The organism is Nocardioides sp. P5_C9_2, from assembly GCF_054049555.1.
The window spans coordinates 1-11,484 of the sequence record NZ_JBFUMD010000063.1 but is presented as its reverse complement, the minus strand read 5'-3'; the positions used below and the strand labels follow the sequence as shown (position 1 = coordinate 11,484).

The 11,484-nt window shown below is 72.3% G+C and carries 13 protein-coding genes and 1 riboswitch; of the genes, 10 read left to right on the top strand and 3 right to left on the bottom strand.

The features are described from left to right. From ACXJKL_RS05170 to ACXJKL_RS05140, 7 genes are all read left to right on the top strand, one after another. Positions 1–1,110: hypothetical protein (locus tag ACXJKL_RS05170; RefSeq protein ID WP_457205989.1), on the top strand; the 1,110-nt coding region annotated here is incomplete at its 5' end. A gap of 106 nt (positions 1,111–1,216) precedes the next feature. Beyond that, positions 1,217–1,984: an SDR family NAD(P)-dependent oxidoreductase gene (locus ACXJKL_RS05165; protein WP_457205988.1), complete on the top strand. Its 768-nt coding sequence runs from the start codon at positions 1,217–1,219 to the stop codon at positions 1,982–1,984. 198 nt (positions 1,985–2,182) lie between these two features. After that, positions 2,183–2,356: riboswitch (cyclic di-AMP (ydaO/yuaA leader) on the top strand. 2 nt (positions 2,357–2,358) lie between these two features. Further along, entirely contained in the window at positions 2,359–2,931 is a 573-nt protein-coding gene (locus ACXJKL_RS05160; RefSeq protein WP_457205987.1) for a C40 family peptidase, read from the top strand. A gap of 121 nt (positions 2,932–3,052) precedes the next feature. After that, positions 3,053–4,075, top strand: a complete 1,023-nt coding sequence (locus ACXJKL_RS05155; RefSeq protein WP_457205986.1) for a DUF3048 domain-containing protein — start codon at positions 3,053–3,055, stop codon at positions 4,073–4,075. Between the two features lie 63 nt (positions 4,076–4,138). Further along, positions 4,139–4,702: a YqgE/AlgH family protein gene (locus ACXJKL_RS05150; protein ID WP_457205985.1), complete on the top strand. Its 564-nt coding sequence runs from the start codon at positions 4,139–4,141 to the stop codon at positions 4,700–4,702. Positions 4,703–4,728: 26 nt separating this feature from the next. After that, complete coding sequence (locus ACXJKL_RS05145) at positions 4,729–5,013, top strand: DUF3039 domain-containing protein (protein WP_457205984.1); 285 nt, start codon at positions 4,729–4,731, stop codon at positions 5,011–5,013. Beyond that, the gene (locus tag ACXJKL_RS05140; protein WP_457205983.1) at positions 5,010–6,794 is read left to right on the top strand and encodes a DEAD/DEAH box helicase; all 1,785 of its coding nucleotides are present in this window, start codon (positions 5,010–5,012) and stop codon (positions 6,792–6,794) included. The genes ACXJKL_RS05145 and ACXJKL_RS05140 overlap by 4 nt, the downstream gene beginning before the upstream one ends. A gap of 72 nt (positions 6,795–6,866) precedes the next feature. On the opposite strand, the gene ACXJKL_RS05135 is transcribed toward ACXJKL_RS05140, so the two are convergent. Next, entirely contained in the window at positions 6,867–8,393 is a 1,527-nt protein-coding gene (locus ACXJKL_RS05135; RefSeq protein WP_457205982.1) for a calcium-binding protein, read from the bottom strand. Between the two features lie 114 nt (positions 8,394–8,507). Between ACXJKL_RS05135 and ACXJKL_RS05130 the strand changes: the two genes are divergently transcribed. Continuing rightward, a complete protein-coding gene (locus ACXJKL_RS05130) occupies positions 8,508–9,158 on the top strand; it encodes an IclR family transcriptional regulator (RefSeq protein ID WP_457205981.1) in 651 nt (216 codons plus the stop codon). Here ACXJKL_RS05130 and ACXJKL_RS05125 read toward each other — a convergent pair. Further along, positions 9,148–9,627 (bottom strand): winged helix-turn-helix transcriptional regulator, encoded by a 480-nt coding sequence (locus ACXJKL_RS05125; protein ID WP_457205980.1) that lies wholly within the window; start codon positions 9,625–9,627, stop codon positions 9,148–9,150. The two genes, ACXJKL_RS05130 and ACXJKL_RS05125, sit on opposite strands and share 11 nt — an antisense overlap. A gap of 55 nt (positions 9,628–9,682) precedes the next feature. Between ACXJKL_RS05125 and ACXJKL_RS05120 the strand changes: the two genes are divergently transcribed. Further along, positions 9,683–10,219 carry a PaaI family thioesterase gene (locus tag ACXJKL_RS05120; RefSeq protein WP_457205979.1) on the top strand — a complete coding sequence of 179 codons (537 nt, stop codon included), beginning with the start codon at positions 9,683–9,685 and terminating at the stop codon, positions 10,217–10,219. 17 nt (positions 10,220–10,236) lie between these two features. On the opposite strand, the gene ACXJKL_RS05115 is transcribed toward ACXJKL_RS05120, so the two are convergent. After that, positions 10,237–10,698 (bottom strand): Lrp/AsnC family transcriptional regulator, encoded by a 462-nt coding sequence (locus ACXJKL_RS05115; protein WP_457205978.1) that lies wholly within the window; start codon positions 10,696–10,698, stop codon positions 10,237–10,239. Between the two features lie 81 nt (positions 10,699–10,779). Here ACXJKL_RS05115 and ACXJKL_RS05110 point away from each other — a divergent pair. Beyond that, the coding region (locus ACXJKL_RS05110) for a VOC family protein (RefSeq protein ID WP_457205977.1) at positions 10,780–11,484 on the top strand (705 nt) is incomplete at its 3' end.

Genomic DNA, 11,484 nt, shown 5'->3' with positions numbered 1-11,484 from the left:
GTCCCGGCCTCCGCGGCGTCGACGACCGCGCCGCCGACGTCGGCACCGCGGACGTCCGGGGAGGGCGTCCCCGCCGCCGTGCCGTGGGACGAGGTCGGTGCGGGCTGGACGTTGGCCGGCGTGGCCCGCGGCCCGCGCACCCGCGACGGCTACGTCACGGCACGCGTGCGCACGCTCGAGCTGGTCTCGCCGGCGGGCGCCCGCTACGAGCTGCTCCGGTCGCGGGTCGAGAGACAGCGGAGGGGGTGGCTGTCCGGCGACTTCTACCTCGCCGACGTCGACCCGGGCCGGCGCGCGGTGCTGCTGATCGACAGCTCCGGGCCGCACACCCAGAGGGCCACCGAGCTCGACCTGGTGACCGGAGCCCGTCGCTCGCTCCGCCTCCCCGCCAACGCCGGCGGCACCGGCCTGCGCCCCGACGGCGCCGGCGTGCTCGTCCAGACGGTGCAGGGCAATGTCCTCTCGCTCGCCTGGACCGGCGGTCGGTCGGTGGTGGACCGCGGCGTGGTCGGGGCGCTCCTCGCCACGCCCGACGGGACCGCCCTGGTCGGCAACAACCCCGACCAGCTGCGCGTCATCCCGCTCGACGGGTCGCCGGTGCGCACCGTCGAGACCCCGGGAGACTGCCGTCCGCTGCGCTGGTACGACGACGACGTCGTGCTGGTCTCCTGCTCCTCGCGGCGCGGCACCCGGCTGACCGCCGTCGGGCTGGACGGCACGATCACTTCCGTCGCCGGCTTGCGGCGCACCAACAGCCGGCACTTCCGAGGCCCGAGCTGGGACGACACCGAGGTGCGCGTCGTCGGCGACCGGACGATCTACCAGGGCAACGGCTCCTGCGGCGGCTCCTTCCTCACCCGCGAGCGGGCCGACGGCACCGTGCGGATGGTCCGCGTCCCGGGCAGCACCGGCGGCGTCACCATGCTCGACGCGGTCGACGACCGGCTGCGGATCGCCCACACCGCCACCTGCGACGGCGGACAGCCGCGTGCCGTGCTGTCGTTGTTCGACCCGGTGAGCAAGGACGAGGACGTGCTCGTCGCCCTCGGCCGGCGGCAGGCCTGGTCGCAGGTCCGGACCTGGGACGAGCTGCGACCCTGGGGCTTCTGAGCGCCCGGGCCGTACTAGGGTCGGCCCCGGCCCGCTCCGCGACCGCAACAGGTCCGCGGGCGAGCCACCGGACGACACCACCACTGGACCGAGCAGGGAGTCACTCATGGGTCGCTATGACGGACGCGTCGCAGTCATCACCGGAGCCGCGCGCGGCATCGGTTTCGGGACGGCGCAGCGCTTCGCCGCCGAGGGCGCGAGCATCGCGATCCTCGACCTCGACGAGACCAGCGCGCAGGAGGCCGCCGGCCGCCTCGAGCTGGTCGACGGCGCCAAGGCCGTCGGCATCGGCTGCGACGTCTCGAGGGGGACCGACGCGGAGGCGGCCGTGCAGCGTGTCGTCGACGAGCTGGGCGGCATCCACGTGCTGGTCAACAACGCCGGCATCACCCGCGACAACCTGCTCTTCAAGATGACCGAGGACGACTGGGACCTGGTGATGAACGTCCACCTCAAGGGTGCGTTCAACATGACCAAGGCCGCCCAGAAGCACTTCGTGGAGCAGCGCTACGGCAAGATCCTCAACCTCTCCAGCGTCTCCGCGCTCGGCAACCGCGGCCAGGCCAACTACTCCGCGGCCAAGATGGGCGTCCAGGGCTTCACCCGCACCCTGGGCATCGAGCTGGGCCCGTTCGGCATCAACGCCAACGCGATCGCCCCCGGCTTCATCGCCACCGAGATGACCGACGCCACCGCCGCGCGCGTCAAGATGAGCGTCGAGGACTTCCGCGCCGCCGCCGCCGAGTCGAACCCGGTCAAGCGGGTCGGCTTCCCGGAGGACATCGCCGCCGCAGCGGCGTTCCTGTGCAGCGACGAGGCGTCGTACATCACCGGCCAGACGCTGTACGTCGACGGCGGGGCCAAGCTCGGCTGAGACCCTCCGACGGGGGAGACGCTCGTCACTCCGCGCCCGCCCCGAACCGCCTGACACGCCCCCGGACCACGTCCGGGGGCGTGCCGCGTTCTGGACATGAACGCCAGGTGAACCTACGGTGGTCGGCGATTCCGTGTCCTTTCCCGTGAGGGCACGGCACCACAACCCGAATAGCCACCCCGGGCAACGCCGAGTCCTGCCCGCCCGGGGCTGGACCCCCGAGAAACGTTCGCGGGCAGGAGTGGGGGACCCACAGGTTCCACTGCCGGACCGGATCACCGGACCGGCTTGGGGTGAAGTCACCGCACGGTGGCGGAGCACTTTCCAGCTCCAACCCGACAGCTCACCTCACAGGCGTGGGAAAGGACTTTGCCATGCCCGCGATTCGTCGCATGGCGCGCTCCGGCGCGCTCACCCTCATCAGTCTCGGCGTCGTCGCCACCGGTTCCCTCGGTGTCTCGCTCGCCGCGACCCCCGCCCAGGCGGCCTCCGACCGTGACGCCGTCGTCATGGACCAGGGCCAGTACACGAAGTTCCGCAAGAAGGAGGCGGTACGGCTCAAGGCCGTCCAGAAGCGCGAGTCCAGCCGCCTCCAGACCGCCGTGTCGGTCGCGCTCGCCCAGCGTGGCGACGCCTACGTCTACGGCGCCAGCGGCCCGAACGCCTTCGACTGCTCCGGCCTCACCCAGTTCAGCTACCGCCAGGCCGGGATCAGCCTCCCGCGCACGTCGGGTGCCCAGGCCGGCGCGACGCGCCGCATCGCCCGCGACGACATGCAGCCCGGCGACCTGATGTTCTTCTACGGCTCGGGCGGCGTCTACCACGCCGCGATGTTCCTGCGCTGGGAGGACGGCCACGCGCTCATGGTCCACTCGCCCGGCTCCGGCCAGAGCGTCACCGTCGCCGCCCCGTGGACCGACAGCTGGTTCGGTGGCACCGTGCGCTGACCCAGCGCCGTACGTCACATAGCTCAGCGTCACGTGACGGGCGCGCCTTCCCTTGCGGGGGAGGGCGCGCCCGTCACACTTGACGGCGTTCGACCTGCACCATCACCGATCGGAGTTCCCCGTGCTTCCCCGCCTCCCCCTGCGACTGCGCCACACCGTCGCGACCCTCGCCGTCACCTCCCTGCTGCTCGCCGGGTGCGGCAGCGACGAGGAGCCCGCCGGGGCCCCGGCGCCGGCCGACGAGACCAGCGCGACCACCGCCGCCCAGGAGCCGGAGGAGCCGGCCCTGTGGCCGCTGACCGGGCTCCCCATGAAGGGTGACGCCCCGGCCAACCCCGTGATCGTCACCAAGGTCGACAACACCCCGTCGAGCTCCCCGCAGGTCGGCCTCGGCAAGGCCGACATGGTCGTGGAGGAGCTCGTCGAGGGCGGCGTGACCCGGCTGGCGGCCTTCTACTACTCCCAGCTTCCTCAGGTCGTCGGTCCCGTCCGCTCCATGCGGGCCAGCGACATCGGCATCGTCCCCACCGGCGCGCACGTGGTCACCAGCGGCGCCGCCGCCGTGACCCTGGGCCGGATCAACAAGGCCGGGATCCCGTTCGTCACCGAGGGTGCCAAGGGCGTCTACCGCGACAACGCCCGCTCCGCGCCGTACAACCTGTTCGCCGACCTGAAGACCATCGCCGGCGGGATCAAGGGCGGCGACGCTCCCGAGCCCTACCTCGCGTTCGGCGAGGAGGGCGACTTCTCCGGGGGCAAGCCCGCCTCGACCGTCTCTGCGGCCTTCGGCAACCACACGACGACCTGGCAGTTCCAGGGCGGCTCCTACGTCAACACCAACTCGTACGCCGCCCAGGGCGACGTGTTCCCCGCCGACAGCGTCCTCGCGCTTCGGGTGCAGATCGGTGACGCGGGTTACCGCGACCCGGCCGGCTACCCGGTCCCGGAGACCAAGTTCGAGGGCAAGGGCCAGGCGGTGCTGTTCCACGACGGCAAGGTCGTGCGCGGCACGTGGACCAAGGACGGCCTCACCGGCGCCATCGAGCTCACCGGCCCGAAGGGCGGCGAGATGACCGTGCCCGCCGGCCACACCTGGGTCGAGCTGGTCCCCGCGGGCACGGGCGACCTCACCTGGAGCAAGTGACCCGGAGTCGACCCCACCCAGGACACCCCCCGGTCCATGGGCCGGATCGGCCATGATGGATCCATGACCGACGTCGTTCCCGGGATGCTGCTGCTCGCGACGCCCGGGCTCACCGACCCCAATTTCGTGCGCACGGTGGTCCTGCTGCTCAACGCCGACGACGAGGGCGTCCTCGGCGTGGTCCTCGACCGGCCCTCGCAGGTGCCGGTGGCCGAGATCGACGAGATCGGGGCCTGGAGTCCGTCGCTGACGTCCCCGGAGGTCCTCTACCGGGGCGGTCCGGTGAGCGTGGAGGGTGCCATCGCGGTGGCGCTGCTGCGCGACGTCGACGACCAGCCGGTCGGCTTCCGGTCCGTGCAGGGCCGGCTCGGCATCGTGGACCTCGACACACCGGTCGCGCTGTTCGAGGGCAGCCTGGTCGGGATGCGGATCTTCGCCGGGTATGCCGGGTGGGAGGCCGACCAGCTCCAGGGCGAGATCGAGCGGGGGGACTGGTACGTCGCAGCAGGCGAGCCCGCCGACTACTTCCGCGAGGACGCCTCCGCGCTGTGGCGCGACGTCATGCAGCGCCAGCCCGGCCGACTGGCGTGGCACTCCACACGCCCGGTCGACCCGGACCTCAACTGACGTCGGACTGACCTAGACTGGCCCGCATGAGCACCATCGGATTCTCGCCAGGCGCCGAGACGATCGAGGACCGTCGCACCCTGCCGACCGACGATGGTGACCACGAGCGGTTCAGCCACTACGTCCCCAAGGACAAGCTCACCGAGGCGATGGTGATGGGCACTCCCGTCATCGCCCTGTGCGGCAAGGTCTGGGTCCCCTCGAGGGCGCCGGAGAAGTTCCCGGTGTGCCCGGAGTGCAAGGAGATCTGGGACTCGATCAAGCCTGGTGGGGACGGTTCCGGCGACGGCAACCAGGGCCCCGACGCGTGACGGGGCGGTACGACGCCGTACCCCCCGCCCCGGTGCTCGCTCCGGCCTGGCCGGATCGTGCGGCGTGGGGCACGGCGCCCCTGCTGCGTGCCTGGCAGCAGTCGGCCATGGAGCGCTACCTCGCCGCCAACCCGCGTGACTTCCTCGCCGTCGCCACGCCCGGAGCCGGGAAGACGACCTTCGCCCTGACGGTCGCGGCCGACCTGCTCGGTCGTCGCGTCGTCGACCGGATCACCATCGTGGCGCCCACCGAGCACCTCAAGACGCAGTGGGCGGAGGCCGCCGCCAAGGCGGGCATCCCCATCGACCCGACGTACTCCGCCGGCAAGGGCAAGACCTCGCAGGACTATGTCGGCATCGCGGTGACCTACGCCGGCGTGGCGGTCAACCCGCTCGCCATGCGGATCCGCACCGAGCGCTTCAAGACCCTCGTGATCCTCGACGAGATCCACCACGCGGGCGACGCGCTGTCGTGGGGCGAGGGCGTGCGCGAGGCCTTCGAGCCCGCCACCCGACGGCTGGCGCTCACCGGCACCCCGTTCCGCTCGGACGTCAACCCGATCCCGTTCGTGAGCTACGCGCCCGGCGACGACGGGATCCCGCGCTCGGTGGCGGACTTCACCTACGGCTACGCCCACGCGCTGGCCGACCACGTCGTGCGTCCGGTGCTGTTCATGGCCTACTCCGGCGAGATGACCTGGCGCACCCGGGCCGGCGACGAGATCGCCGCCCGCCTCGGCGAGCCGCTGACCAAGGACATGCACGCGCAGGCGCTGCGTACCGCCCTCGACCCGGCGGGCTCCTGGATCCCGTCGGTGCTGCAGGCCGCCGACAAGCGGCTCGCGGAGGTACGCCGCCACGTCCCCGACGCGGGCGGGCTCGTCATCGCCTCCGACCAGGAGAAGGCGCGCGCCTACGCCGGGCTGCTCAAGAAGATCACGGGTGAGTCGCCGACCCTGGTCCTCTCCGACGAGAAGGCGTCGTCGAAGAAGATCAGCGCCTTCAGCGACTCCGACAAGCGCTGGATGGTCGCGGTGCGCATGGTGTCGGAGGGCGTCGACGTGCCCCGGCTGGCCGTCGGCGTCTGGGCGACGATGACCTCGACCCCCCTGTTCTTCGCCCAGGCGGTCGGACGCTTCGTCCGGGCCCGGTCGCGCGGCGAGACCGCGTCGGTGTTCCTGCCGTCGGTGCCCCACCTGCTCGGCTACGCCTCCGAGCTGGAGGTCGAGCGCGACCACGTGCTGGGCCGCAGGGTCACCGACGAGGACGACATCTTCGCCGCCGAGAACGAGCTGCTCGCGGCCGCGAACGCCAGCGAGGCGGCCTCCGGCGAGCTCGAGATGTCGTGGGAGGCGCTGGGGTCGACCGCGTCCTTCGACCGGGTCCTCTACGACGGCGGCGAGTTCGGGCACTCCGGCGAGGTGCACGTCGGCTCGGAGGAGGAGATGGACTTCCTCGGCATCCCGGGGCTGCTCGAGGCCGACCAGGTGCGTGAGCTCCTGCACTCGCGCCAGTCGGAGCGCGCCATCAAGCAGAAGGCCGCGCGGCCGGAGGCCGACACGGTGGCCGAGGTGTCCACCCACGAGCACCTCGCGATCCTGCGCCGCGAGCTCAACGGACTGGTCGCCGCCTGGCACCACCGCACCGGTCAGGCGCACGGCATCACCCACTCGACGCTCCGCAAGGAGTGCGGCGGCCCGGCCGCGGCGGTCGCCAGCGCTGACCAGCTGCACGAGCGGATCAACCGCATCCGGGAGTGGGCCGTCCGCAAGTCCTCCTGAGCCTCGCCGGGACGCGGACCGGCCGCCGCCCGCGGGTGCGGACGACGGCCGGTGTGCAGCCGAGCGGGTGGGTCAGCGGCGCTCGACGTTCCACGCACGCTCGACGGAGAAGGCACGGTCGGTGCCCTTGCCGCCGTTGGCGCGGTCGAAGCCGAGCCCGCCGACGAGCACGTCGTTGCCGAGGTGGCCGAGCAGGCGGTCGTTGCCCTTGTCGCCCTGGACGCGGTCGTTGCCGGTGTTGCCACCGAGCTCGTCGTCGCCCTCGCCGCCGCGGACCTTGTCGTTGCCGGCACCGCCCTGGGCGCGGTCGTCGTCATCGCCGCCGAAGACGACGTCGTCGCCGCCCAGGGCCTTGATGAGGTCCTCGCCCTTGTTGCCGAACAACCGGTCCTTGCCGGACGTGCCGGTGATGGTGTCGGCGTCCTTGCCGCCCCGGGCGACCATGGAGGCGCCGGCGCCGGTGCAGGTCAGGGCGGGAGCGTCGGCGAGGTCGGCGCCGTAGCCGATGGTGTCGGCCCCGGCCCGGCCCACGGCCCAGATCGCGCAGCCCTGCAGGTTGAGGACGTTGCCGGCATCGGTGCCCTTGACGGTCACCCGCGCGCTGACGGCGTCGGCGTTCTCGACGTCGGTGACGCGCTGGTCCACCGTCACGTCGGGTTCGCCGGTCTCGAGCTGACCGCTCCTGAGGTCCAGCAGGACCTCGTCGTAGTCGAACGCGACCTGGAACAGGTCCGTGCCGTCGCCGCCGGACCACGTCGAGCCGTCGAGCACGCGGGAGCGCACCGTCATGGTGTCGTCGCCGCCGGCCATGTCGACCTTCACCGTGGTCGGGGTGGCCCCGGTGGCCGGGTCGCGCAGGACGAACGTCTCCGCCGCGTCGGTGCCCGTGAAGGCCACCGAGGACGCGGTCGAGTCGACGACGTACGTCGAGACGGCACCGCTCCACGTCAGGACGGGGGCGCCGCCCCGCTCGAGCTTCCGTGCGGGGGCCCCGATCGAGACGACCCCGCCGTCGCTGTCGGCCAGGGTGTCGGCCCCGTCGCCGAAGGCGACGCTCCCGCCGGCGGCCTGGACGCCGTGCCAGTCGAGGACGTCGTCGCCGGCGCCCAGGTCGATCTTGTCGGCGTTGGGCTGACCGGCGGYCCCGCTGCCGACGCCGTCGTCGCCGGCACCGGTGGCGACCGTGTCGGTACCGTCACCGGTCGAGACCTGGTCGGACGCGGCGCCACCGGTGTAGCTGTCGTCACCGGCACCGAGTGCCGTCGTCACGGTCGCCCCCGCGGGGACCGTGGCGGTGTCGACGGAGTCGTTGCCCTCGCCGCCGTCGACCGACGTGGGGGTGGTGGCCGTGCCGGGCAGCACACACATGGTGTCGTTGCCTGCCAGGGCGGTCACGGTGGACCCGACGGTCGCGGCGATGACGTCGTCGCCGGCAGTGCCGGTGATGGTGGCCTGGCCCGAGCCGTCGATGGTCACGGCCTTGCCCTGACAGGTCTCCACCGCGGCGGCGGCGTACGCGCCGGGTGCGGTGAGCAGTGCTGCAGCGAGAAGAGCGGTCGTGCCGGTCGCGGCGAACGTGCGTCGTACATGGCGATGCATGTGTTCTCCCTTGATGGTGCGGTGGTGGGTTGTCACCCCGTCTCGGGGCAGTGCGCAAGGCACTCAGGGGTGTGACGGGGGCCGCCGCTAGATGGTTGTCACTACATTGGCCGCATGGCCGCCGAAACCTCACAGACACTCGATCGGGGGCTGCGGGTGCTCGAGGTCCTCGCCGAGTCGCCCACCGGCCTCACCGTCACCGAGCTCGCGCTGCTGCTGGAGGTCAACAGGACGGTCGTCTACCGGCTGGTCAGCACCCTGGAGCAGCACGGGCTGGTCCGGCGCGACGTGCGCGGACGGCTCTTCGTGGGGCTCGGTGTGCTGCACCTGGCCTCGGCCGTGCAGCCGCTGCTGCGCGACCTCGCGGTCCCCGTGCTCCGCAGCCTGGCCGACGCGATCGGCTGCACGGCCCACCTGACCGTGGCCGACGGCGACGAGGCGCTCGCGCTGGCCGTGGTCGAGCCCTCCTGGACCGACTTCCACGTCTCCTACCGGGTCGGGGCCCGCCACGCCCTCACCCAGGGCGCGGCCGGCAAGGCGATCCTGCTGGCCCGCGAGAGCGGAACGGCGTACGTCGTGACGACCGGCGAGCTGCAGTCGGGCGCGCAGGGGCTCTCCGCCCCGGTCCGCGGCGTCGACGGCCTGGAGGCGTCGGTCGGCGTCGTCACGCTCGGCGGCGGCATCGACGAGGGCGTCGTGGCGCCGCGCGTGCTGGCGGCCGCCGAGTCGGTCCGGCTCGCGCTGGTCGGCGACGTCAGCCGCTGAACGGCAGGATCCCGGGGCCGGGGCGCGTCACGACGTCTCGTCGTCCGCTCACCTCGTGCCCGTCGCGGCAGCGCAGCACGACGTCCACCTCCGCGCCGCAGCCGACGTGTGCGAACTCCACCGGCGATCCCGCGGGGTCGGCGAGGTAGCGGTCGCCCCACTGGCGCACGGCGACGAGCACCGGGTAGAGGTCGAAGCCCTTGTCGGTCGGGCGGTACTCGTGGCGCTCGCGCTGGCCCGGCTCGCGGTAGGGCACCCGGCGCAGGATGTCCGCCTCGACCAGGAGGGCGAGCCGGTCGGTGAGCACCTGGCGGGGCATGCCGGAGTGGCGGCGCATGTCCTCGAAGCGGCGTACGCCGTTGAACACCTCGCGCAGCACCACGAAGGTCCAGCGCTCGCCCAGCACCTCCATGGCGCGGCCCACGGTGCAGTTGTCGGTGGACCAGGCGAGGGCGGCGGGTGTGCTCACCCCCACACCCTAGGTCTCGTTGACAGACTCAGCAAGGAGGTGGAAGGCTGCATCCATGACCCAGACCCAGGCTCCGGCGCACGACCGTCCCGACCACGGCGACTTCGCGACCGACTCGCGCACGGTCGAGTGGGCCCGGCCGGGCCAGGGCGACCTCGACCGGGTGCTGGCCGCCACCGGCCTCGAGCAGCTGCAGATRATGGCCGCCGGCGAGCTGCCCCGACCGCCGATCATGGACACCCTGGGGATGACCGGCTTCCATCCCGCGGAGGGGCGCGTCGTCGTCGAGATGCCCGCGCAGACCTTCCACTACAACCCGCTCGGCGGCGTCCACGGCGGTGTCCTCTCCACGCTCCTCGACACCGCGGCCGCGTGCGCGGTCCACTCCACCCTGGCCGTGGGGGAGATGTACACCTCGCTCGACCTCACGGTGAAGTTCCTGCGCCCGGTCACCGCCGACTCGGGCCTGCTGACCTGCGAGGGCACGGTGCTCCAGCGCGGCCGGCGTACGGCGCTCGCCCAGGCCGAGCTGCGCGACGCCGCGGGCAAGGTCGTGGCCCATGCGATATCGAGCTGCATGATCTTCGGCTGAGCCGCGCGGCTGACCCGTCAGGTGACGGCGGACCTGGCCAGCGGGAGCACCCGGTGCGGGATCTGGGTGGCCAGCGCGATGACCGTGGTGCAGCGCTCGATCCCGGGCTCCGCGAGCACCCGGTCGATCACCCGCTGGAGGTCGGCGTTGGACCGCGCCACCACGCGCGCCCACATGTCGCCGGCCCCGGTGATCGTGTAGGCCTCCAGGACCTCGGCGATGCCGGCGAGGTGGGTCGCCACCGCGTCGTGGCCCGACCCCTGGCGGATCTCCAGGGTCAGGAAGGCCATCACCGGGAAGCCCAGCGCCTCCGGCGAGAGGTCGGGCCCCCAGCCGGTCACCACCCCGCTGGAGGCGAGCTTGTCGAGGCGCGCCTGGGCGGTGCCGCGCGCCACGCCCAGCCGTCGCGACGCCTCGAGGACGCCGATGCGGGGCTCGTCGGCGAAGAGCTCGATCAATCTGCGGTCCAGGTCGTCCATGGTGTGCGCTCCTACTGTGCAGGTTGACCAGCGTTTCGGCGTACTGTTGCACACTCTGTCGATCGTGGGCACGCTGTGCGCATGACTTCCACGACTGACCAGCCCTCGACCGGTGCCGCGCTCACGACCGACGAGCTCCGCGCCGACCTCACCCTCGAGCAGCTCAAGCAGCTCGTCGGCCTCGTGGAGTACGACGAGGACAGCGACGTCTTCCCGGTCACCGGCTGGGACTCGATCGTCTTCGTGGTCGGCAACGCCACCCAGGCCGCGCACTACTACCAGTCGGCGTGGGGCATGCAGCTCGAGGCCTACTCCGGTCCCGAGAACGGCAACCGCGACCACAAGTCCTTCGTGCTGCGCTCCGGCTCGATCCGCTTCGTGATCAACGGCGCGGTCGACCCCGACAGCCCGCTCGTGGAGCACCACCACCGCCACGGCGACGGGGTCGTCGACATCGCGCTCGAGGTGCCGGACGTGGACAAGTGCATCGCCCAGGCCCGCAAGGCCGGCGCCACCGTCGTGCGCGACGTCGAGGAGATCACCGACGAGCACGGCACCGTGCGGATCGCGGCCATCGCGACGTACGGCGAGACCCGGCACACGCTGGTCGACCGCTCGCGCTACTCCGGCCCCTACCTGCCCGGCTACGTCGCCAAGGCCAGCACCTTCGAGAAGAAGGACGGCCAGCCGAAGCGGCTCTTCCAGGCGCTCGACCACATCGTCGGCAACGTCGAGCTCGGCCGGATGGACGAGTGGGTCGAGTTCTACAACAAGGTCATGGGCTTC

What these genes read in the sequence shown, in the direction of transcription:
- ACXJKL_RS05165 (WP_457205988.1), top strand. Translation starts at nt 1,217, where the DNA reads ATGGGTCGCTATGACGGACGCGTCGCAGTCATCACCGGAGCCGCGCGC.
- ACXJKL_RS05160 (WP_457205987.1), top strand. Translation starts at nt 2,359, where the DNA reads ATGCCCGCGATTCGTCGCATGGCGCGCTCCGGCGCGCTCACCCTCATC.
- ACXJKL_RS05150 (WP_457205985.1), top strand. Translation starts at nt 4,139, where the DNA reads ATGACCGACGTCGTTCCCGGGATGCTGCTGCTCGCGACGCCCGGGCTC.
- ACXJKL_RS05145 (WP_457205984.1), top strand. Translation starts at nt 4,729, where the DNA reads ATGAGCACCATCGGATTCTCGCCAGGCGCCGAGACGATCGAGGACCGT.
- ACXJKL_RS05130 (WP_457205981.1), top strand. Translation starts at nt 8,508, where the DNA reads ATGGCCGCCGAAACCTCACAGACACTCGATCGGGGGCTGCGGGTGCTC.
- ACXJKL_RS05115 (WP_457205978.1), bottom strand. Translation starts at nt 10,698, where the DNA reads ATGGACGACCTGGACCGCAGATTGATCGAGCTCTTCGCCGACGAGCCC.